Origin of the sequence: Duganella zoogloeoides (genome assembly GCF_034479515.1) — a bacterium.
GTDB lineage: Bacteria > Pseudomonadota > Gammaproteobacteria > Burkholderiales > Burkholderiaceae_D > Rugamonas > Rugamonas zoogloeoides.
The window spans coordinates 583,448-605,890 of record NZ_CP140152.1 but is presented as its reverse complement, the minus strand read 5'-3'; the positions used below and the strand labels follow the sequence as shown (position 1 = coordinate 605,890).

Here is a 22,443-nt window from a genome sequence, read left to right as displayed (position 1 = left end):
CAGCGTACGCCTTAGCCGGCGGCGCCCAGTTCGTCGCCAAGTGCCTTGCCGCGCGCGGCGGCGGCTTTGGCGCCCTTGACGATGGCCGCCTTGACGCCGCTCTGCTCCATGCTGGTCAATGCCGCGTACGTGGTGCCGCCCTTGGACGTCACGCGCTCGCGCAGCAGCGAGACCGGTTCGCTCGATTGCGTGGCCAGTTGCGCGGCGCCCGCGAACGTGGCCAGCGCCAGTTGCGTGCCCTGCTCGTCGGACAGGCCCAGTTCTTTTGCCGCTTGCTGCATCGCTTCGATGAAGTAGAACACGTAGGCCGGGCCGCTGCCGGAAATGGCTGTCACCGCATCGATCTGCGCTTCATCGTCGAGCCACACGGTGGGGCCCACCGCGCGCAGGATGTCGTCGGCGGCCTGCTTCTGCTGCGCAGAGACGCCGGCGGTGGCGGTCATGCCGGTGATGCCCATGCCGATCAAGGCCGGCGTGTTGGGCATGCAGCGCACGATGGCGCCGTAACCGAGCCAGCGCGCCAGGTCGGCGCTGCGGATGCCGGCCGCAATCGAGACGACCAGGGGCTGGCGCGCGGTGTCGATCAGCGGCCGCAGTTGCGCTGCGACGTCGCGCATGCTTTGCGGCTTGACCGCCAGCACGATGACGTCGGCGGCTGCTACCGCTGCATCGGCGTCGGCCGCCGTGGCAGTGGTCACACCGTACTGGGTGCGCAGGCGTTCCAGCGCGTCGGCGTTCGGGTCCACCACGTGGATGTCGGCGCCGGCGGTCAGTTTGCCGGCCAGGCCGGCGATCAGGGCGGAGGCCATGTTGCCGCCGCCGATAAATGCGATTTTCATCTTATTCCTTGTATTGTCTTGCACCGAATATGGCGGAGCCCACGCGCACGATGGTGGCGCCTTCGACCACCGCCGCGCGCAGGTCGGACGACATGCCCATCGAGAGCGTATCGAGCGCCAGGCCGTCGGCGCGCAGTTGCTCGTACAGCGCGCGCAGTTGCGCGAAAGCCGCGCGTTGTTGTTCGAATTGCTCGGCCGGCTCGGGGATCGCCATCAGGCCGCGCAGGGCGAGATTGGGCAGCGCTGCGACCTTGTGGGCCAGCGCCGCCAGTTCGTGCGGGGCAACGCCGCTCTTGCTGGCCTCCCCGCTGATATTGACTTGCAGGCAGATTTGCAGCGGCGCCATGCCTTCGGGGCGCTGCTCGGACAGGCGCTGGGCGATCTTTTCGCGCTCCACCGTGTGCACCCAGTCGAAATTTTCCGCAATCGGGCGGGTCTTGTTGCTCTGGATCGGGCCGATGAAATGCCATTCCAGTGCGGGCGCGCCGAGTTCCTTGAGCGCGCGGATCTTGTCCACGCCCTCTTGCAGGTAATTTTCGCCGAAGGCGCGCTGGCCGGCGGCCACCGCCTCGTGCACGGCTTGCGGCCCGAAAGTCTTGGACACGGCCAGCAGCCGCACGGCGTCCGGGGCGCGGCCCGCTTCGGCGGCGGCAGCAACGATAGACGCGGTGACAGCTTGCAAGTTCTGGGGGATCAGGGACATAATCGTTGGGCTCTTCAGGCAATCATTAAAGTCAGGCACAAGGATTATAAATGGACATTTCCGAACTTCTCGCATTCTCCGTCAAGAACAAGGCCTCGGATCTGCACCTTTCGGCCGGGCTGCCGCCGATGCTGCGCGTGCACGGCGACGTGCGGCGCCTGAACGTCGATGCGCTCGAGCACAAGGAAGTGCACCGCATGATCTATGACATCATGAACGACGGCCAGCGCAAGGTCTATGAAGAACGCCTGGAGATCGACTTTTCGTTCGAGATTCCCGGCCTGTCGCGTTTTCGCGTCAATGCCTTCAACCAGGAGCGCGGCGCCTCGGCGGTGTTCCGCACCATCCCGTCGAAAATCCTCACGCTCGAAGAGCTGAACGCGCCCAAGATCTTTGCCGATTTCGCCTTGAAACCGCGCGGCCTGGTGCTGGTGACCGGCCCCACCGGTTCGGGCAAATCGACCACGCTGGCGGCCATGGTCAACCATCTCAACGAGACCGAGCATGGCCACATCCTGACGATCGAAGACCCGATCGAATTCGTGCACGACTCGAAAAAATGCCTGATCAACCAGCGCGAGGTGGGACCGCACACGCATTCGTTCAGTAACGCGCTGCGCTCGGCGCTGCGCGAAGACCCGGACTGCATCCTGGTGGGCGAATTGCGCGACCTGGAAACCATCCGCCTGGCGCTGTCGGCCGCCGAAACGGGCCACCTGGTGTTCGGCACCCTGCACACATCGTCGGCCGCCAAGACCATCGACCGTATCGTCGATGTATTCCCGGCCGAGGAAAAGGAAATGGTGCGGGCCATGCTGTCGGAGTCCCTGCAGGCGGTGATCTCGCAGACCCTGCTCAAGACCAAGGACGGCAGCGGGCGCGTGGCTGCGCATGAAATCATGGTGGGCACGCCGGCCATCCGCAACCTGATCCGCGAGGCGAAGATCGCGCAGATGTATTCGGCGATCCAGACCGGCAGCAACTTCGGCATGCAGACGCTGGACCAGAACCTGACGGACCTGGTGCGCCGCAACGTGATCGCGTCGGCCACCGCGCGCAGCGCGGCCAAGACCCCCGACAACTTCCCGGGCTGATCATGGAACGCGACAACGCTTCAAAATTCATGTTCGACCTGCTGCGCAATATGCTTGCGAGAAAAGGGTCGGACCTGTTCATCACCGCCGGTTTTCCGCCCGCGATGAAAATCGACGGCAAGATGACCCCGATGTCGCAGCAGGCGCTCACGCCCGCGCACACGCTGGACCTGGCGCGCGCCATCATGAACGACAAGCAGGCCGCCGGGTTCGAGCAGACCAAGGAAGCCAACTTCGCCATCAGTCCGCCCGACCTGGGACGCTTCCGCGTCTCGGCGTTCGTGCAAATGGGCTCGGTGGGCATGGTGCTGCGGGTGATCACCAGCACCATCCCCGACCTGAACAACCTGGGCCTGCCGGAAGTGCTGAAGGAAGTGGTGATGGCCAAGCGCGGCCTGGTGATCATGGTGGGCGCCACCGGTTCCGGCAAATCGACCACCCTGGCGGCCATGGTCGGGTACCGCAACGAGAACAGCTACGGCCATATCATCACCATCGAAGACCCGGTGGAATTCGTCCACCCGCACAAGAACTGCATCATGACCCAGCGCGAAGTGGGGGTCGATACCGACGACTGGGAGACGGCGCTCAAGAACACGCTGCGCCAGGCGCCGGACGTGATCCAGATCGGCGAGATCCGCGACCGCGAAACCATGGACCACGCGATCGCGTTTGCGGAGACCGGCCACCTGTGCCTGGCCACGCTGCACGCCAACAGCGCCAACCAGGCGCTCGACCGCATCATCAACTTCTTCCCCGAGGAACGCCGCCAACAGCTGCTGATGGATTTGTCGCTCAACCTCAAGGGACTGGTTTCGCAGCGACTGGTGCCGCGCAAGGGCGCGCCGGGGCGCGCGGTGGCAATCGAAATCCTGCTCAACACGCCGCTGATCTCGGACCTGATCTTCAAGGGCCAGGTACACGACATCAAGGAGTTGATGAAAAAATCGCGCGAGCTCGGCATGCAAACCTTCGACCAGTCGCTGTTCGACCTGCACGAGGCGGGCCTGATCACGTACGAGGACGCGCTGCGCAATGCCGATTCGGTCAACGACCTGCGCCTGGCCATCAAGCTCGAAAGCAAAACCACGCCGGAGCAGGCGCCGCCTGCCGGCGCCAGACAACTGGGCATCCTATGAGTTTCACATTATGAGCAGCATCTACGACTTCACCGCCAGCGACCTGGCCGGCGCGCCGGTGGACCTGCGCCGTTACCAGGGCAAGGTGCTCCTGATCGTCAACACCGCCAGCCAGTGCGGCTTCACGCCGCAGTACCAGGGGCTGGAAGCCGTGTACCAGCAGTTCCGCGACAAGGGCGTGGAGGTGCTGGGCTTCCCGTGCAACCAGTTCGGCGCCCAGGAGCCGGGCGGCGCCAGCGAGATCGGCGCCTTCTGCGAAAAGAACTACGGCGTCACCTTCCCGCTGTTCGCCAAGATCGACGTCAACGGCGACGCTGCCCACCCGCTGTTCGCCAAGCTGAAACACGATGCACCAGGCATCCTCGGCACCGAGCGGATCAAGTGGAACTTCACCAAGTTCCTGGTCCGCAAGGATGGCACCGTGTTTGCCCGTTATGCGCCCGCCACCAAGCCGGAAAGCATCGTCGCCGACATCGAAAAGCTGCTGGCAGAGCAATAATGGGCTCACGCAGCAACGATTTGTGCAGCACAGAAAGTAAAATCGTGAAAACAATAGGTTAAAACCGTGCTTTAGGTTAACTTTTCAGTAATAATGGTCTTCGGTCATTTCCCAACGTGAAACGTTAACTATGTCCCTGTTTGGAAAACTCCTGGCGCCATGGTTACGGATGGGCGTGTATGCGCGCTTGTTCCTGCCCATCTTCGTCATCATCACGCTGGTGCTGGTCGTGCGATATTCGATGATCTTCGAGTCGGAGACCACGAGCGCCAGTGCGCGCTACCAGCACGGCGCCAGCGAGCTGGCCACCTATCTGCACAACACCTTGCGGCCGGCGGTGCAAGCCTCCGACCGGGCCGCGATAGGCCGGGTTGCCATCGAACGCACCCTGCGCGACGCCCTGCTGCTCAACCCCGACCTGACCGCACTCTCGCTCGACTTCCCCGGCGGCCACCTCGAAGCCCGCCGCGCGCCAGTGCCGCTGCCGTCCTATCCCGCCTGGTTCGGCGCCATCGAGGCGCTGCAACCGCTACGCCAGAGCGTGCGCATCGGCGACGCCAGCCTGCAACTGGCGTTCGAGCCGACCTTGCCGCTGGCCGACGTATGGCGCACGCTGCGCCAGCAGGCGGTGATCTCGGCCACCAACATCCTCATCATCTACACCCTGCTCGGCTTCATCATCTTCGTCAACAAGCGCATGCTCAAGCGGCTCAACGCCGCCACCATCCGCTTCCATGGCGGCGACTACGCCACCCGCATGAAAGTGTCCGGCACGCTGGAGGCCCGCATGCTGGCCGAGACCTTCAACAACATGGCGCAGCGGGTGCAGGCGCTGGTGGACAAGCTGCAGGACAGCCAGAAAAGCCTCAGCGAACAACTGGAGCGCACCCTGCGCGCACAGGAACAACTGCAGGCGCAGAAGGAGCGCATCGAAGTGACGCTCGCCTCGATCGGCGACGCCGTCATCACCACCGACCTGACGGGCCGTATCGAGACCATCAACGAGGCGGCGCAGCAGCTCACCGGCTGGCCCGAGTCGCGCGCGCGCGGCCGGGAGCTGCACCAGGTGTTCGTGCTGGCGAATAACTTCGGCCAGCATTCGCTGCTCAAGTCGATGGCGGCGCTGTATGCCGGCGGCGAAGTGATCAAGGTGGGCAACCAGAGCCTGCGCCACCGCTCGGGCCGGGCCCTGACGGTGGAATACACGGCCAACGCCATCCGCACCGCCCAGGGCAAGGTGGAAGGCTCGGTGCTGGTGTTCCGCGACGTGACGGAACGGCGCCAGCTGATGCAGCAGATCTCGTGGCAGAGCAATCACGACATCCTCACCGGTCTGCCCAACCGCACCGCGCTGGCGGCCCGCTTCGAAAACGAAGTCACGCGCGCGCGCGAACACAACTACCTGCTGGCGGTATGCCTGTTCGACCTCGATCACTTCCAGCAGGTAAACGACCTGCTCGGCCAGCTCACCGGCGACGAGGTGCTCAAGCAGGCCGCCAGCCGCTTGCACGACTTTGCGGGCCAGCGCCACTACGTGGCGCGCCTGGGCGGCGACGAATTCGTGCTGCTGCTGCCGGAACTGCGCGGACGCGGCGATGTGGAGCAAGCGATGGACAAGCTGTTGATAGCGCTATCTCGCGACTACACCTGCGACGCCAAGCCGGTGGCCATGTCGGCCAGCGTGGGCATCGCGGTTTATACCGGCAACGAGGCCAGCGCCGACAGCCTGCTGCGCCAAGCCGACCAGGCGCTGTACCAGGCCAAGATCATGGGCCGCAACCGCTACCACTTTTTTGACGCCGACCTGGACGAACAGGTGCGCACCCATCACAACCGCCGCACCGAGGTGCGCGCGGCGCTGCGCGCCGGTGAGCTGCGGCTGTTCTACCAGCCCAAGCTGAACATGCGGCGCGGCCGCATCATCGGCATGGAAGCACTGCTGCGCTGGGAGCATCCGCAACGCGGCATCGTGGCGCCGATGGAGTTCCTGCCCATTGTCGAACACAGCGACGTCATCATCGACATCGGCGAATGGGTGCTGCGCGAGGCGCTGCGCCAGTTGCAGCAGTGGCGCCATGCCGATCCTGACTGGGTCATCAGCGTCAATATCGCCGCGCGCCATTTCCAGCGCGCCGATTTTGTCGAGCGCATCACCGCCATCCTGTCCGAGTTCCCCGACGTGCCGCCGCACATGCTGGAGCTGGAAATCCTGGAGTCGTCGGCGCTGTCGGACATCAACCACGTGCGCACCATCATGCAGGATTGCCAGGCACTGGGCATCGGCTTCGCACTCGACGATTTCGGCACCGGCTACTCGTCGATGTCGTACCTGAAACGCCTGCCAGCCGATGTGCTGAAGATCGACCAGAGCTTCGTGCGCAATATGCTGGAAGACCGCGACGACCTGCACCTGGTCAGCGCGGTGATCGGCCTGGCGAAGTCGTTCGGCCGTGCGGTCATCGCCGAAGGCGTGGAGACGGTGGAACACGGCGCCATGCTGATGCGACTGGGCTGCGACCTGGTGCAAGGCTACGGCATCGCCCGGCCAATGCCGGCGGACGAGGTGCTCGATTGGGTGGCGGCGTTCGAGCACCGTGCGCCGTTGTGGCAGGCAGCGGCGCAGCTGGCGCCGATCGTGAGTTTGCACAAGGAGGTGGTGGAGGTGTTGGAGCCGCCGCCGGCCACGCTGATCCCGCTAGGCTGAGCGGACCAGCATCCGGTCCACCAGCTCGATCCAGTGCACTACCGGCGTCTGCGTGCCCGACTGCAAATGCGCCGTGCAGCCCACATTGGCCGAAACGATGGTAGTGGCACCGGTAGCGGCCAGCGCCTCCAGTTTGCGGTCGCGCAGTTGCAGCGACAAGTCTGGTTGCAGCAGCGAATACGTCCCCGCCGAGCCGCAACACAGGTGGCTGTCGGCGCACAGCACCACGTCCACGCCCACCGCGCGCAGCACGCTTTCCACCTTGCCGCGGATCTGCTGGCCGTGCTGCAGCGTGCACGGCGGGTGGTACGCCACACGTTCCGCGATCGCTGCGGTGCGCCGTGCCAGTTCCGCCTCGAACTCCGGCATCACCTCGGACAGGTCGCGCGTGAGCGCGGCGATGCGCGCCGCCTTGGCCGCATAATCGACGTCGTGTGCCAGCAAGTGGCCGTATTCCTTGACGGTGGCGCCGCAACCGGAGGCCGTCATCACGATCGCTTCCACCTCGCCCCGCTCCACGTACGGCCACCAGGCGTCGATATTGCGGCGCATGTCGTCCAGCGCCGCCTGCTGGTCGTTCAGGTGGTGGCGCAGCGCGCCGCAGCAGCCGGCCTCGGGCGCGACGATCAACTGCACACCCGCCGCATCGAGCACGCGCGCGGCGGCGTGGTGGATGTTGGGCGCCATGGCCGGCTGGGTGCAGCCGGCCAGCGCCAGCATCTTGCGCGCGTGGGTGCGCGCGGGCAGCTTGCCGGCCGCCTGCCGCGCCGGAATCTTGTCCTGCAAGGCTGGCGACAACACGGGCCGGAACAACCGGCCCGCGCGCAGCGCCGCCGCGAACACGCGCTGGCGCGGCAGGGCTTCCTTCAACAGCCAGCGCCTGAAACGTTCGGCGGCCGGGCGCCGCACGCGCTGTTCCACCACCTGGCGGCCGATATCGAGCAGGCGCCCGTAACGTACGCCGGACGGACAGGTGGTTTCGCAGCTGCGGCAGGTCAGGCACCGGTCGAGATGCAACTGGGTTTTACCGGTAACGGGCGCGCCTTCGAGCACCTGCTTGATCAGGTAGATGCGCCCGCGCGGGCCATCGAGTTCGTCGCCCAGCAGCTGGTACGTGGGGCACGTGGCCGTGCAAAAGCCGCAATGCACGCAGGAGCGCAGGATCGCGTCGGCCTCTTCGCCTTCGCGCGTGTGCTGGATAAAATCGGCGAGATTGGTTTGCATGGCTCAGGTGTTCAATATAAGCGTCCAGGGTTGAAGATGCCGGCCGGGTCGAAGGCGGCCTTCAGGCGCTGGTGGATGGCGGCGACGGCCGGCGCCAGCGGGTGAAACACGCCGGCAGCCTTGTCTTGCGCGCGGTACAGCGTGGCATGGCCGCCCGCCGCTGCCGCCGTGCGGCGGATGGCGTCCGCATCACCAATGCGACCATCGGCCAGCTTGAGCCAGCGCTGTGCCCCACCCCACTCGATCAACTGCTCGCCGCCATTGACGATGGCGCTGGCGGCCGTTGGCACCGACAGCCGCCACACGGCGCCGCCGTCGAAAAAGCCGTGGGTCTGGTCACGCAGCGCGGCCCAGAACGCGGCTGCATCGGCGCCCGATGCAGCGCTGGCGGCCCAGGCGGCAGTACCTGCGCCGTTATCCACAGTGTTGGCCAGCTCCTGCCCCCCCAGTCTGCGCCGCGCCGCGTCCACCGCCGCCTGCGCGCCGGAGAGGCGCAGCGTCAGCACGCCGTCATGCCAGCAACTGGCGGACAGCGGCAACGGCTGGCCGGCCCATTCGTTCATCCTGGCAAGCGCATCGATCTCGCTCATTTCAAAACGCAGACTCGCTTCGCACACGGGCTTGGGCAGCACCTTGAGCGACACCTCGAGGATCAGGCCCAGCGTGCCAAGCGAACCGGCCAGCAGGCGCGAGACGTCGTAGCCGGCCACGTTTTTCATGACCTGGCCGCCGAAGCGCAGCGCCTCGCCGCTGCCATCCATCAGCACCGCCCCCAGCACGAAGTCGCGCACGGCGCCCGCACTGGCGCGGCGCGGCCCGGACAGGGCGCTGGCCACCACGCCGCCGATGGTGGAGCTTGGCCCGAAGCGCGGCGGTTCGAATGCCAGCATCTGCTGGTGGTGATCGAGCAGCGCCTCGATCTCGGCCAGCGGCGTGCCGCAGCGCGCGGTGATGACCAGTTCGGTCGGCTCGTACGACACCACGCCGGTGTAGGCGCGCGTATCGAGCACCTCCCCCGCCAGCGCGCCGCCGTACCAGTCCTTGGTGCCGCCGCCGCGCAGGCGCAGCGGCTGGCCGGTTTGCGTGGCGGCGCGGGTGCGGGCGCTGAAGGCGCTGGCGATGTCGGTCGGGGTCATGGTCGTCGCCTTAAAAGCGCGGCAGGTGGGCGAACGGCAGCAGCCCCCCGCACACGCGCATCTTGCCGAATTCCGCGCAGCGGTTGAGGGTGGGGATCGCCTTGTCGGGATTGAGCAGGCCGGCCGGATCGAACGCGCGCTTGACCGCGAAAAACGCCTCCAGTTCCAGCGGCGCGAACTGCGCGCACATCGAATCGATCTTCTCGATGCCCACGCCGTGCTCGCCGGTGATGGTGCCGCCCACGGCCACGCACAGCGCCAGGATCTCGGCGCCGAAGCTTTCGGCCCGGGCAAATTCATCGGGGATGTTGGCGTTGAACAGGATCAGCGGATGCAGGTTGCCGTCGCCGGCGTGGAAGACGTTGGCGCAGCGCAGGCCATACCTGATTTCCATCTGGGCGATACCGGCCAGCACCTCGCCCAGGCGCTTGCGCGGAATGGTGCCGTCCATGCAGTAGTAGTCGGGCGAGATGCGGCCGGCCGCCGGAAAGGCGTTCTTGCGCCCGGACCAGAAGCGCAGCCGCTCGGCCTCCGACTGCGAGACGGTAATAGCCACCGCGCCGGCCGCGCCCAGCACCGCCGACATGCGGGCGATGTCTTCTTCCACTTCCTCGGCCGTGCCATCGGCTTCGCACAGCAGGATGGCGGCGGCGTCGGTATCGTAGCCGGCGTGGACGAACGGCTCGACCATGCGCGACGAGGTCTGGTCCATCATCTCCAGCCCGGCGGGGATGATGCCGGCGGCGATCAGCGCGGCCACCGCGTGGCAGCCATCGGCCACCTGGGCGAACGACGCCATGATCACGCGCGCCACGGCCGGCCTGGGGATCAGCTTGACGGTTACCTCGGTGACGATGCCCAGCATGCCCTCGGAGCCGATGAACACCGACAGCAAATCGAGGCCGGGGGAATCGAGCGCAGCGCCGCCCAGTTCCACGATCTCGCCATCGATGGTGGCCATGCGCACGCGCAGCACGTTGTGGATGGTGAGGCCGTACTTGAGGCAATGCACGCCGCCCGAGTTTTCCGCCACGTTGCCGCCGATGGTGCAGGCGATTTGCGATGACGGATCGGGCGCGTAGTACAAGCCATGCGGCGCAGCCGCCTCCGAGATGGCGGCGTTGCGCACGCCGGGCTGCACGACCGCCGTACGCGAATAGGCGTCGAGGCGCACGATGCGATTGAGGCGCGCGGTGGACAGCACCACGCCATCGACAATCGGCATGGCGCCGCCGGACAGTCCCGTGCCGGCGCCGCGCGGCACGATCGGCACCGCGAGCTCGCGGCACACGCGCAGCACGGCCACCACCTGCGCCTCGCTGTCGGGCAGCGCGACGATCATCGGCAACTGGCGGTAGGCGGCCAGGCCGTCGCATTCGTAGGGACGTGTGTCTTCGGGCGCCGAGAGCACGGCGCGCGCGGGCAGCACCCGCAGCAAGGCATCGGTCACCTGCGCGCGCAGTTGGTCGTGGGCTGCAACATCGTCAAGCCGGGTGGAAACCGCAACAGTCATGGACGGGCCCTGGTAGCACTACAGGCCTCGATTGTAAGCATAAAAGCGGAACTGCTGTATTCTTCTGTGACTCTTACAATCAACCGGAACATCCATGGGCAACCGACTCTCCAAAATCGCCACCCGCACCGGCGACGGCGGCACCACCGGCCTCGGCGACGGCAGCCGCACCGACAAGGACAGCGTGCGCATCCACAGCATCGGCGAAGTCGACGAACTCAATTCGCATCTCGGCCTGCTGCTGTGCGAAGACATGCCCGCCGACCTGCGCGACGAGCTGGTGACGATCCAGCACGACCTGTTCGACCTCGGCGGCGAATTGTGCATCCCCGGCTACCAGATGATCACCGACGCCCACGTGCTGCGGCTCGACGCACTGCTGGAAAAATACAACGCCACCCTGCCCGCGCTGACCGAATTCATCCTGCCTGCCGGCTCGCGCGCCGCGTCGCAAGCCCACGTCTGCCGCACCGTCTGCCGCCGCGCCGAGCGCGCCATCGTCACGCTGGGCAAAACCGAAACCATCCACGAGCATCCGCGCCAGTACGTGAACCGGCTGTCGGATCTGCTGTTCGTGCTGTCGCGCGTGCTCAACCGCTACGCCGGTGGCAGCGATGTGTTGTGGCAGCATGAGCGCAAGCGCGGATAAGTCGCGACCGTCAAGCCGAAGCCAGGCAATGCCTGCACCCGCTCTGCCAGAAAATCAAGCAGCAACCGCGCCCGCAGCGGCTGGTACCGGCGCGTAGGCGACAGCAGGTGCAGCGGTTGCGGCGCGCCTTCCCAGGGCGCCAGCACGCGCACCAGCGCGCCGGTATCGAGCAGGTCCTGCACCAGCCACAGGGGGCACATGCCGATGCCGCCGCCCGCCACCAGGCTGTCGCGGATCGCCAGCGCGTGGTTGACGCGGAACCGCCCATGCGTGACGACAGTCACCACCTGCTCTTGCCGATACAGCGTGAGAGCATCGCCATCGGCCAGCCAGGCAAAGCGGATGTAATCGTGCGTGGCCAGGTCCTGCGGGTGCTGCGGCGTGCCGCTGCGCGCCAGGTACGACGGCGCGGCCACCAGGTGGCGCGGCGAAACGCCTGCTGCACGCGCCACCGCGTCAAGGGGCAGGTCGGTGCCCTGGCGCACGGCGATGTCCACGCCGTCGCGCACCAGGTCCACCATGCGGTCGTCCAGTACCAGTTCGATCTGCACCTGCCGATGGCGCGCCATGAAGTCTGCCAGCAGGGCATTGAGCCGGAACTGGCCGAACGCGGCGGGGGCGTTAATGCGGATCAGGCCGGCCGGCGTTTCGGTCTGGCCGCGCGCCTCGGCCACGGCTTCGTGGTACTGCGCCAGCACGCCCAGCGCGCGCTGGTAAAACTGGCTGCCTTGCGGCGTGGGCCGCAGGCTGGTGGTGCTGCGTTCGAGCAGGCGCACGCCCAGCTCGCGCTCAAGCGCGGCCATCAGCTTGCTCACGGTCGGTTGCGTGGTGCCCTCCTCGCGCGCCACGGCCGACAGGCTGCCCAGTTCCACGGCGCGCACGAAGCAGCGCAGCGAACGGATCGTGTCCATGCAATGCCCTCATTCCAATTTTGAATGAAGTATAGTCGAATCACGCGTCTTCAAATCGATTTGCGAATAGCCTACCGTGGTGGCGACATTCATCACGGAGCCCATCATGGCAACACGCACGATCTCTTTGGCGGCCATCGCGGCCCTGTCCAGCATCTTGGCCGCTGGCCTCCCGGCCCTGGCGGCCCCGCAGGCACCAACCAGCACCTGGACCGCGAGCTGGTACGCCAGTCCCCACGCCACCTGGGGCGCCGACTTCGCGCTGCCTACTGGTGTTCCGCCGGTACTGGCCCGGCAGACCGTGCGCGAGACTGCGCGCCTGAGCGTGGGCGGCACGCGGGTCAGGATCGTGCTGTCGAACCGCTACGGCACGCAGCCGGTGCACGTGGGCGCGGCGCGGGTGACCCGCGTGGCCAATGCGACAACGGTGGCGCGGGCCGTCCCCGCTGCACACAACGCGACAGCCGGCGCCACGGCTGCGGCTTCGGCTTCGGCTTCGGCTGCGGCTGCGGCTGCGGCGGCTCCGGCTTCGGCTGCGGCTGCGGCTGCGGCGGCTCCGGCTCCGGCGGCTTCTTCGGCTCCGGCGGCGGCGACAGCGGCGACAGCGGCCGGCATACCGCTGACCTTCGGCGGCCAGACCGCCGCCATCATCGCGCCGGGCGCCCCGCTGGTCAGCGACCCGGTGGACCTGCCGGTGGCGGCGCTCGAACAACTGGCGGTCAGCGTCTACCTGCCGCAGGCCACGCCGCTTGCCACCTTCCACTGGGGCGCGCAGCAGACCGGCACGATCGAAGCCGGCGATACGACGGCGGCGCCGCCGCACCAGTACCAGGCACAGGCACAGGCACAGGCACAGGTACAGGTACAAGTACTGCACGGCCGCGCGCTGCTGGCCGGCATCCTGGTGCAGTCCGACACGGGGCGTGACGTCGTCGTCGCATTCGGTGACTCTATCACCGACGGCAACGGTTCCACGCCGGACCAGGACCTGCGCTGGCCCGACGTGCTGGCCGCGACCATGGCGCAACAGGGCGTCGCGGTGGTCAATGCCGGCATCTCCGGCGCGCGGTTGCTGGGCGACCGCATGGGTGTGAACGCTGCCGCGCGCTTCGGCCCCGACGTGCTGGACCAGCCGGGCGTGGCTACCGTGGTAGTGCTGTTGGGGATCAACGACATCGGCTGGCCGGGCAGCGCCTTTGCGCCCGACGAACCGGCGATGACGGCGCCGCGCATGATTGCCGCCTACCGCCAGCTGATCGCGCAGGCGCGCTTGCACAAGGTGCGCATCGTCGGCGCCACGCTGGCGCCGTTCGAGGGCGCGCTGCACGGCACGCCGTTCGACGGCTATTACACGCCGGCCAAGGATGATGTGCGGCGCGAGGTCAATCGCTGGATACTGGAGAGTGGGGAATTCGACGCCGTGGCCGACGTCGATGCGGCGCTGCGCGATCCACAGCATCGGGCGCGCCTGCTGGCGCGCTTCGACAGCGGCGACCACCTGCATCCGGGCGATGCAGGTTACGAGGCGATTGCAGCAGCGGTGGCGGCAGCGCTGGGCAAGGCCGACTGATGCGGGACACGCGCCTGGTCCGGCCCGATGGCTAAAAGTCGGTCGGTTATAATCGCCCCCGCGCAGCCGCTATCGGTTACTGATTGAAATGTTGACCGCTGTGGCTATCCCGGCGCACCACCTAGCTAGGAATTCTCATGCGTTTTGTATTGCTGCCGCTGTTGCTTGTCATGCCCCTCGCCTGTGCCGACGTGCTGGACGATAAGATCATGCAGGAGATGGCGCGGCGCCATGTTCCCGGTCTGTCGGTGCTGGTCATCCAGGATGGCAAGGTCCTCAAGGAGAAAGGCTATGGCTACGCCAATCTCGAGCACAGCGTTCCAGTGACCGAAAAGACCGTGTTCCAGTCGGGTTCGGTAGGCAAGACCTTCACCGCCGCACTGGTCATGCTGCTGGCCGAGGACGGCAAGCTGAGCCTGGATGACCCGATCGCGCGCCATCTGTCGAACACGCCGCCGGCGTGGAACGGCATCACCATCCGCCACCTGTTGACACACACGTCTGGTCTCGGTGATCCCTACAAGGTGCTCGATTTCCGCAAGGACTATTCGGATGAGGAACTGATCGCGCTGGAGGCCGGTATTCCGATGCTGTTCGCGCCGGGCGAACGCTACTCGTACAGCAATATGGGCTATCACCTGCTCGGCTTTATCTGCAACAAGGCAGGCGGCAAGTTTTACGGCGACCAGCTGCGTGAGCGTATCTTCGCGCCGCTGGGCATGGAGACGAAGGTGATTACCGAGGAAGACATCGTGCCCCATCGCGCCGCCGGCTATACATGGAACAACGGCGTGCTGCGCAACCAGAGCTGGGTAGCGCCCATGCTCAACACCACTGCCGACGGCAGCCTGTACCTGACCGCGCGCGACCTGGCCAAATGGGACCAGGCGTTGTACGGTGACAGCATACTCACCACACGCATGCGCGCTGCCAGCTGGACGCCACCCAAACTGGCCAACGGCGACAATTCCGGTTACGGCTATGGGTGGATGATCGGCGAGCTCAAAGGTCATCGCCTGGTGTCCCATAGTGGAGCGTGGCAGGGCTTCAAATCGCAAATCGACCGCTACGTCGATGACAAGTTCACCGTGATCGTGCTGGCCAACTCGGCCAGCGCCAAGCCGGGAAAATTTACCAGCATGATTACCGGGCACTTCATGCCAGCGCTGGCAGTCGAGCCAGCCAAAGCGATTCCCGACCGCAGTCCGGAAGTAACGGTCAAGTTACGTGCGGCAATTACCAGCCTTGCTGCAGGCGAACCGCCGGCACGGATGACGCCAGCCGTTGCAGAGCAGTTCGGGCCTGACATGCTGCCCAAATATCGCACGGGCCTGACCAGGCTGGGCGAGTTGAAAACCGTCGAGCTGCTGTCACGCACGAGCGTGGCAGAAGCGATCAGTTATCGCTATCGCTTCAATTTTACGGAAGAATCGCTGATCGTCATCGGCGAGCTGAACAAGGAAGGGCAGCTGGCGAAGCTGCGCATGTTCCTGGACTAAGGCGCAAGCGCGTCGCTGACGGCGCTGGCGCAGGCTGACGCCGCCCCCACTGGGGTACGGCGCGGCATCAGCCGTTGTTGACCACCAGGCGTGGCTCGTCGCCGCCAGCGTTTATCTCGTTGCCCGCATTGCCCGCATTGCCGAAGCGCTGCCTGATCGACGCCGTGATGCCGGCCGCATCGAGTCCCACGCTCGAGAGCAGCTTGACTGGATCGCCATGGTCGATGAACTTGTCGGGCAGGCCGATCATCAGCAGCGGCTTGACGATGCCCTCGGCGGCCAGCGCTTCGGCCACGGCGGCACCGGCGCCGCCCATGATGGCGCCCTCTTCCACCGTCACCAGGTAGTCGTGGCTGGCGGCCAGTTGTTTGACCAGCTCCACGTCCAGCGGTTTCACGAAGCGCATATTGGCGACCGTGGCGCCCAGCGTCTCGCCGGCGGTGACCGATGGCGCGACCATCGAGCCGAATGCCAGGATCGCGATGCGGGCGCCCTGGCGCTTGATTTCGCCTTTACCGAGCGCAATGGTGGTCAGCTCCTGTTCCATCGCTGCACCGATGCCGGCGCCGCGCGGGTAGCGGATGGCGGCCGGGCCCGGATAGCGGTAGCCGGTGGTGAGCATTTGCCGGCATTCGTTTTCGTCCGACGCGGCCATGATCACCATGTTCGGGATGCAGCGCAGGTAGGCCAGGTCGTAATTGCCGGCGTGGGTGGCGCCGTCGGCGCCGACCAAACCGGCGCGGTCGAGCGCAAACGTGACGTCGAGGTTTTGCAGCGCCACGTCGTGCACCAGCTGGTCGTAACCGCGTTGCAGGAAGGTCGAGTAGATCGCCACGACCGGTTTCAGGCCTTCGCAGGCCAGGCCGGCGCCGAAGGTGACCGCGTGCTGCTCGGCGATGCCGACGTCGAAGTATCGGTCGGGATATTGCTGTTCGAAGCGCACCATGCCCGAGCCTTCGCGCATGGCAGGCGTGATGCCGACCAGCTTTTTGTCGGCAGCGGCCATGTCGCACAGCCAGTTGCCGAAAACCTCGGTGTAGGTCATCTTGGCCGGCGCCGTGGCCGGCTTGATGCCTTCGGCCGGGTTGAATTTGCCGGTGCCGTGGTACAGGATCGGTTCGGCTTCGGCCAGCTTGTAGCCCTGGCCCTTCTTGGTCACCACGTGCAGGAACTGCGGCCCCTTGAGCTGCTTGATGTTTTGCAGCGTGGGAATCAGCGAATCGAGGTCGTGGCCGTCGATGGGGCCGATGTAATTGAAGCCGAATTCCTCGAACATGGTGGCAGGCACCACCATGCCCTTGGCGTGTTCTTCCAGGCGTTTGGCCAGTTCCAGCACGGGGCCGGGCAAGACCGACTTGCCGACGTTCTTGGCGGCGGCGTAGAACTGCCCCGACATCAGGCGCGCCAGGTAGCGATTGAGCGCGCCGACCGGCGGCGAAATCGACATATCGTTATCGTTGAGGATGACCAGCAGGTTGATGTCGTCCTGCACGCCGGCGTTGTTCAGCGCCTCGAAGGCCATGCCGGCGGTCATCGAGCCGTCGCCGATGACGGCAATCGCGTGGCGGTGCTCGCCCTTGATCTTGGCCGCCTGCGCCATGCCCAGCGCGGCCGAAATCGACGTCGACGAGTGGGCGGTGCCGAAGGTGTCGTACTCGCTCTCGTCGCGCTTGGGAAAGCCCGAGATGCCGTCGAGCTGGCGCAGCGTGTGCATGCGGCTGCGGCGGCCGGTGAGGATCTTGTGCGAATAGGTCTGGTGGCCCACGTCCCACACGATGCGGTCTTCCGGCGTGTTGAACACGTAGTGCAGCGCTACCGTCAGCTCGACCGTGCCCAGGTTGGACGACAAGTGACCGCCCGTCTTGGAGACGGAGTCGAGCAGGTAGGCGCGCAGTTCGTGCGCCAGCGGCGTGAGTTGATGGTACGGCAGTGCGCGTACGTCGGCCGGTGAATCTATTTTTTCTAGCAAGTTCATTTATGCCTTCCGCTGCACGATCAAATCCGCGAGTTCGCGTAACCGCAGAGCCTTGTCTCCGAACGGCGCGAGCGCTGCGTGCGCATCGAGCCGCAATGTTTCTGCCAGCGCGCGCGATGGCTCCAGCCCCAAAATCGACACGTAGGTCGGCTTGTTGTCAGCCGCGTCCTTGCCGGCGGTCTTGCCCAGCGTGGCCGAATCGGCGGTGGCATCCAGCACGTCATCGACGACCTGGAACGCCAGGCCGATCGCGCGCGCATACTGGTCCAGCGCCGCCATCGCGGCCGCATCGAGGTCCTTGCCGGCCAGCGCGCCCAGCAGCACGGCTGCGCGCAGCAAGGCGCCGGTTTTGAGCTGGTGCATCTGTTCCAGTTGTTCCAGGGTCAAGCTCAGGCCCACGCTGTCGAGGTCGATGGCCTGGCCGCCGCACATGCCGGCCGAGCCCGATGCATGGGCCAGCACCTTCAACATGGCCGCCAGGCGCGTCGGTGGAATCAGGCTGGTGTCGGCCTCGGCCAGCACCACGAAGGCCTGCGATTGCAGCGCGTCGCCGACCAGCAGCGCGGTTGCTTCGTCGTAGGCGATGTGGACCGTGGGCTTGCCACGGCGCAGCGCGTCGTCGTCCATGCAAGGCATGTCGTCGTGCACCAGCGAGTAGGCGTGGATCATTTCCACGGCCGCTGCCGCGCGCGCCACGATGGCGGCATCGGCATCGAACAGCGCGCCGGCCGCGTAGGCCAGCAACGGTCGCACGCGCTTGCCGCCACCGAGCAGCGCATAGCGCATGGCGGCGTGCAGCCTGGTGGGCGTGGCGGTGGCAGCGGGCAGGAAACCCGATAAATCGTTTTCCGAGCCGGCCTGCACGGTTTTCATCCAGTCGTCGAAGGCGGCGGTCATTGTTCGGCCTCGGCGGCTTGTTCGAATGGCTTGAGCATGTCGCCCTCGAGCACCTTGACCTGGGACTCCACTTTTTCGAGCTGGGCCGCGCACAGCTTGACCAGCTCGGAACCGCGCGCATAGGCGGCCACCGATGCTTCGAGCGGCAGCTGGCCGGCTTCCATTTGCGCAACCAGTTGGGCCAGCTCTGCCATCGCTTCTTCAAACGAGACGTTGGCGGCGGCGGCGGTCGTTGCAGCTTCGGCAGATAATTTCTTAGACATCGTTATTCGTCGTTTTCAGACATGGTCACTCAGGTTTCAAGGCAAAAAAGCTTGCCAGGCAGTGTAGCCCGTTATTTTAGAACAAACCACCCACTCCGGTGGAACAATACGGACGCCACCCGGACGGATGACGGATTTTATCGTAATCGCCACTGTATACGTGAAGTGCATGCATTTCTTGCATTTCCCTACAAGTTGGACCAGTGCTCCCTCTGCCCCCGCCCGGTAAAAAACGGTATAATTGCCGGTTCTGTCCGAAATACTATTTTCAACTTACTTGAATTCAGGAATTTGCGGATTCTGTCTCTTCTTGGTTTGATGTATTTTAATTAAGGGGGGTTTGGATGTCCGATCTGGGTACCCACGCCAAGCTGGCGCGTTCTAACGCGCAACTTCCGGTTGACGTCTATTTTGACGAGGCGCTGTTACAGCGCGAAAAGCAGCAGTTATTCCAGAGTGGTCCGCGTTACGTCGGCCACGAACTGATGGTGCCCGAGGTCGGCGACTTTGCCACGCTCGCGGCCGAAAACGAAGGCCGCATGCTGGTGCGCAACGCCAATGGGCTCGAATTGCTGTCCAACGTCTGCCGCCACCGGCAGGCGCTGATGTTCAATGGCCGCGGCAACGCCAATAATATCGTCTGTCCGCTGCACCGCTGGACCTACGACCTCAAGGGTGAACTGATCGGCGCGCCCCACTTCGCCGAAACGCCGTGCCTGAACCTGCCCAAGACAAAGCTGCAAAGCTGGAACGGCCTGCAGTTCGAGCAGAACGGCTATAACGTCATGGAAAAGCTCAAGAACCTCTCGGTCACGAAGGATCTCGATTTCTCCGGCTATATGTTCGACCGCGTGGAAGTGCAAACGTGCGATTACAACTGGAAGACTTTTATCGAAGTCTACCTGGAGGACTACCACGTCGAGCCATTCCACCCTGGCCTGGGCGGCTTTGTCAGCTGTGACGACCTGCGCTGGGAATTCGGCCAGGACTACAGCGTGCAAACCGTGGGCGTGAACAAGGGCCTGCTCAAGTCCGGCTCCGAAGTCTACAAGCGCTGGCAGGAGCAGGTACTGAAATTCCGTGGTGGCGAGGCGCCGCCGTATGGCGCGATCTGGCTCACGCTGTACCCGAACATCATGGTCGAGTGGTATCCGCACGTGCTGGTCGTATCCACCCTGTGGCCCGATGGTCCGCAGCGCACCCGCAACGTGGTCGAGTTCTACTACCCCGAGGAAATCGTGCTGTTCGAGCGCGAGTTCATCGAGGCCGAGCACGCCGCGTACATGGAAACCGTGTCGGAAGACGACGAAATCGCCTTGCGCATGGATGCCGGTCGCAAAGCCCTGCGCGCCCGGGGCGAGACCGACGCCGGCCCTTATCAGTCACCGATGGAAGATGGCATGCAGCACTTCCACGAATGGTACCGATCCAAGATAGATTTATAAAAAGGAAACTGGATGCAATCGCTTTGGATGTTGTTCGCTAGCTTTATGTTCGCCGTCATGGGGGTGTGCGTCAAGCTGGCATCCGAAGAATTCTCCACCTCCGAAATCGTCATGTACCGCGGGGTGGTCGGCGTGATCGTGCTGGCCATCATCATCAAGTCGCAGGGCGGCAGTTTCCGCACTACCATGCCGCTGGCCCACCTGTGGCGCTGCATCATTGGTGTGGTGTCGCTGTGGCTCTGGTATTACTCGATTGCCGAACTGCCGCTGGCCACGGCCATGACCCTCAATTACCTGTCGCCGATCTGGATCGCCGTGTGGCTGTTCGCGCTCGGCTGGTGGCACGCCAAGGGCGACATCAAGTGGCCGCTGATGATGGCCGTGATGATGAGCTTTGTGGGCGTGGTCCTGCTGTTGCAACCGGCCTTCCACGCCAACCAGCTCACGCCTGCCCTGGTCGCCCTGTTCTCCAGCCTGTTGACGGCCATGGCCTATATGCAGGTGCGCAAGCTGGGCCTGGCCGGCGAACCGGAAAGCCGCGTGGTGTTTTATTTTGCCGTCACCAACATCGTGGCCGGCCTGCTCGGCAACCTGCTGCTCAGCGGCGACCAGCCGGTGACCTGGCACCCGATCAACAGCTGGCACGGCGGCCTGCTGCTGCTGGGCATCGGCATCTGCGCCACCAGCGCGCAAGTGGCCATGACGCGCGCCTACCGCCTGGGCCAGACCCTGGTGGTGGCCAACCTGCAATACACGGGCATCGTGTTTTCCAGCATCTGGGGCGTGCTGGTGTTCGGCGACGTGTTCAGCTGGATGAGCTGGACCGGCATCGCCATCATTCTCGCTTCCGGCGTGGCCGCAACGTTCTACAATACCCGCAATACAGAGCGCGGCAAGGCCATCGACAAGGCCGACCCGATTTCCAGCGAAGTGTAGTCCACGGAGTGTTCGCCATGCATACCACCCTGATCAGCGCCGCCGACCTGGCCCAGCACGTTCTCGACAGCCGCTGGGTCGTGCTCGACTGCCGCCACGACCTGATGAACCCGGACGCCGGCCGCGACGCCTTTGCGGCCGGCCACATCCAGAACGCCCAGTTCGCCAATATCGATACCGACCTGTCCGGCGCCAAGACCGGGCTCGACGGCGTATTCCGTGGCCGCCACCCGCTGCCCGAGCGCACCGTCCTGATCGAGACGCTGCGCGCCTGGGGCATCGACGACGACACGCAAGTGGTGGCCTACGACGCCCACGGCGGCATGTTTGCCGCGCGCCTGTGGTGGCTGCTGCGCTGGATCGGCCACCCGGCCGTGGCCGTGCTCGACGGCGGCCTGGCCGCCTGGCAGGCCGCCGGTGAGCCGCTGGTCACGCCGGTGGCGCCACGCGCGCGGGGTGCTATTGCCGAACGGCCAAGCCTGACGCAGACGGTAGCGGTGGACGATGTGGTGGCCAACCTGGCCACGCAAAATAAAACCGTGGTCGATGCGCGCGCCGCCGACCGCTATCGCGGCGAGAACGAAACCATCGATCCGGTGGGCGGGCATATCCCCGGCGCGCGTAACCGCTTTTTCAAAGATAACCTGGCGCCTGACGGCCGTTTCAAGGATGCGGCGCAATTGAAGGCCGAGTGGGCGCCGCTGTTTGCCAGCGCACCGCAGGCGATCATGCAATGCGGCTCGGGCGTAACCGCCTGCCACAACCTGCTGGCGCTGGAAGTGGCGGGCTTGCCGGGCGCGGCGCTGTACCCGGGTTCGTGGAGCCAGTGGTGCGCCGATCCGGCGCGGCCGGTGGCGACGGGACAGGATTAAGTTTTTCGGATTCTTACATTGCGTACCCAACGGACGATGACGATGTCGTTGGCTGTCACACGATACTCGATGGTGTGTCCAGTTTTGGGAACCGGATAGCGGCGTAGCGCTGGCAAATACGTCGCGTGCCGATATCAGGCTGAGTAGACAAAAGGTCGATCACCTTAGTGACCCTCTGCAATACCAGGAGTCCGGTGGAATAATCCTGCGCGTTGACGTGCGCCATGGTCTGGTCGAGCGCTCGCTGTGCGGCTGCCGACCACCTTACAGTCCGCTTAGCCTGCTTTACGCTTGCCGCGCACATTGGCGTCCAAGATGCGTCGTGCCTGTGCCATCACATCGTCGTGAGCGACAGTGCACCCTGCTGCAATGTCCTCATCGGCATTGAGATTGGCTTGCACCGAATCCTCGATATCGTCGAAGCCGTACAGGTAAATCTCGGGCCAGATACTGTCCACGCTGACGTTGGCCTTGCTTGCCAGACGCTCAAGGCGCGCAGAGTCCGCAGCCGATAGTGCTGCCAGCGCCGCTGCCTGCTTTTGAGAAGGAAGGTCCATCCCGCCATCTTACCCCTC

General features: G+C 65.2%; 20 protein-coding genes. 10 read left to right on the top strand and 10 right to left on the bottom strand.

The window, feature by feature from the left end; all coding sequences use genetic code 11:
* Positions 1–11: 11 nt before the first annotated feature.
* Together proC and SR858_RS02710 are read right to left on the bottom strand one after the other, a co-directional pair.
* Positions 12–839, bottom strand: coding sequence for a pyrroline-5-carboxylate reductase (proC, locus tag SR858_RS02715; RefSeq protein ID WP_019924642.1), 828 nt, complete (start codon positions 837–839; stop codon positions 12–14).
* Position 840: 1 nt separating this feature from the next.
* On the bottom strand, positions 841–1,542 hold the full coding sequence (locus tag SR858_RS02710; protein ID WP_019924643.1) for a YggS family pyridoxal phosphate-dependent enzyme: 702 nt from the start codon (positions 1,540–1,542) through the stop codon (positions 841–843).
* A 50-nt stretch (positions 1,543–1,592) separates the two neighbouring features.
* On the opposite strand from SR858_RS02710, the gene SR858_RS02705 reads away from it, so the two are divergent.
* From SR858_RS02705 to SR858_RS02690, 4 genes are all read left to right on the top strand, one after another.
* On the top strand, positions 1,593–2,636 hold the full coding sequence (locus SR858_RS02705) for a type IV pilus twitching motility protein PilT (RefSeq protein ID WP_019924644.1): 1,044 nt from the start codon (positions 1,593–1,595) through the stop codon (positions 2,634–2,636).
* Between the two features lie 2 nt (positions 2,637–2,638).
* Positions 2,639–3,775 (top strand): PilT/PilU family type 4a pilus ATPase, encoded by a 1,137-nt coding sequence (locus SR858_RS02700; RefSeq protein WP_026637801.1) that lies wholly within the window; start codon positions 2,639–2,641, stop codon positions 3,773–3,775.
* Positions 3,776–3,785: 10 nt separating this feature from the next.
* The gene (locus tag SR858_RS02695) at positions 3,786–4,274 is read left to right on the top strand and encodes a glutathione peroxidase (RefSeq protein WP_019924646.1); all 489 of its coding nucleotides are present in this window, start codon (positions 3,786–3,788) and stop codon (positions 4,272–4,274) included.
* A 169-nt stretch (positions 4,275–4,443) separates the two neighbouring features.
* Positions 4,444–6,978: a putative bifunctional diguanylate cyclase/phosphodiesterase gene (locus tag SR858_RS02690; RefSeq protein WP_019924647.1), complete on the top strand. Its 2,535-nt coding sequence runs from the start codon at positions 4,444–4,446 to the stop codon at positions 6,976–6,978.
* Here SR858_RS02690 and glcF read toward each other — a convergent pair.
* From glcF to SR858_RS02675, 3 genes are read right to left on the bottom strand one after another with little or no spacing between them, the layout of a single operon-like run.
* Positions 6,970–8,202 carry a glycolate oxidase subunit GlcF gene (glcF, locus tag SR858_RS02685; RefSeq protein WP_019924648.1) on the bottom strand — a complete coding sequence of 411 codons (1,233 nt, stop codon included), beginning with the start codon at positions 8,200–8,202 and terminating at the stop codon, positions 6,970–6,972. The genes SR858_RS02690 and glcF overlap by 9 nt on opposite strands.
* An 11-nt stretch (positions 8,203–8,213) precedes the next feature.
* The gene (gene glcE / locus SR858_RS02680) at positions 8,214–9,338 is read right to left on the bottom strand and encodes a glycolate oxidase subunit GlcE (protein WP_019924649.1); all 1,125 of its coding nucleotides are present in this window, start codon (positions 9,336–9,338) and stop codon (positions 8,214–8,216) included.
* Between the two features lie 10 nt (positions 9,339–9,348).
* The gene (locus SR858_RS02675; RefSeq protein ID WP_019924650.1) at positions 9,349–10,851 is read right to left on the bottom strand and encodes an FAD-linked oxidase C-terminal domain-containing protein; all 1,503 of its coding nucleotides are present in this window, start codon (positions 10,849–10,851) and stop codon (positions 9,349–9,351) included.
* A 94-nt stretch (positions 10,852–10,945) separates the two neighbouring features.
* Between SR858_RS02675 and SR858_RS02670 the strand changes: the two genes are divergently transcribed.
* Positions 10,946–11,500 carry a cob(I)yrinic acid a,c-diamide adenosyltransferase gene (locus tag SR858_RS02670; protein ID WP_019924651.1) on the top strand — a complete coding sequence of 185 codons (555 nt, stop codon included), beginning with the start codon at positions 10,946–10,948 and terminating at the stop codon, positions 11,498–11,500.
* Here SR858_RS02670 and SR858_RS02665 read toward each other — a convergent pair.
* The gene (locus SR858_RS02665; protein WP_019924652.1) at positions 11,449–12,411 is read right to left on the bottom strand and encodes a LysR family transcriptional regulator; all 963 of its coding nucleotides are present in this window, start codon (positions 12,409–12,411) and stop codon (positions 11,449–11,451) included. The genes SR858_RS02670 and SR858_RS02665 overlap by 52 nt on opposite strands.
* A 106-nt stretch (positions 12,412–12,517) precedes the next feature.
* On the opposite strand from SR858_RS02665, the gene SR858_RS02660 reads away from it, so the two are divergent.
* A complete protein-coding gene (locus SR858_RS02660) occupies positions 12,518–13,981 on the top strand; it encodes an SGNH/GDSL hydrolase family protein (RefSeq protein WP_084670222.1) in 1,464 nt (487 codons plus the stop codon).
* Positions 13,982–14,118: 137 nt separating this feature from the next.
* Entirely contained in the window at positions 14,119–15,480 is a 1,362-nt protein-coding gene (locus tag SR858_RS02655) for a serine hydrolase domain-containing protein (RefSeq protein WP_019924654.1), read from the top strand.
* A gap of 67 nt (positions 15,481–15,547) precedes the next feature.
* Here SR858_RS02655 and dxs read toward each other — a convergent pair whose 3' ends face one another.
* The 3 genes from dxs to SR858_RS02640 are packed head-to-tail and all read right to left on the bottom strand — an operon-like array spanning position 15,548 to position 18,615.
* Positions 15,548–17,455, bottom strand: a complete 1,908-nt coding sequence (dxs, locus tag SR858_RS02650; protein WP_019924655.1) for a 1-deoxy-D-xylulose-5-phosphate synthase — start codon at positions 17,453–17,455, stop codon at positions 15,548–15,550.
* Positions 17,456–18,352: a polyprenyl synthetase family protein gene (locus SR858_RS02645; RefSeq protein WP_019924656.1), complete on the bottom strand. Its 897-nt coding sequence runs from the start codon at positions 18,350–18,352 to the stop codon at positions 17,456–17,458.
* Complete coding sequence (locus tag SR858_RS02640; RefSeq protein ID WP_019924657.1) at positions 18,349–18,615, bottom strand: exodeoxyribonuclease VII small subunit; 267 nt, start codon at positions 18,613–18,615, stop codon at positions 18,349–18,351. Before SR858_RS02640 ends, SR858_RS02645 begins: the two co-directional genes overlap by 4 nt.
* Before the next feature lie 344 nt (positions 18,616–18,959).
* On the opposite strand from SR858_RS02640, the gene SR858_RS02635 reads away from it, so the two are divergent.
* From SR858_RS02635 to SR858_RS02625, 3 genes are read left to right on the top strand one after another with little or no spacing between them, the layout of a single operon-like run.
* Entirely contained in the window at positions 18,960–20,060 is a 1,101-nt protein-coding gene (locus SR858_RS02635; protein ID WP_019924658.1) for an aromatic ring-hydroxylating oxygenase subunit alpha, read from the top strand.
* Positions 20,061–20,072: 12 nt separating this feature from the next.
* Entirely contained in the window at positions 20,073–20,996 is a 924-nt protein-coding gene (locus SR858_RS02630) for a DMT family transporter (protein WP_019924659.1), read from the top strand.
* Positions 20,997–21,013: 17 nt separating this feature from the next.
* Positions 21,014–21,868: a sulfurtransferase gene (locus tag SR858_RS02625; RefSeq protein ID WP_019924660.1), complete on the top strand. Its 855-nt coding sequence runs from the start codon at positions 21,014–21,016 to the stop codon at positions 21,866–21,868.
* Between the two features lie 275 nt (positions 21,869–22,143).
* Here SR858_RS02625 and SR858_RS02620 read toward each other — a convergent pair whose 3' ends face one another.
* Complete coding sequence (locus SR858_RS02620) at positions 22,144–22,425, bottom strand: hypothetical protein (protein WP_019924661.1); 282 nt, start codon at positions 22,423–22,425, stop codon at positions 22,144–22,146.
* Positions 22,426–22,443: the final 18 nt, after the last annotated feature.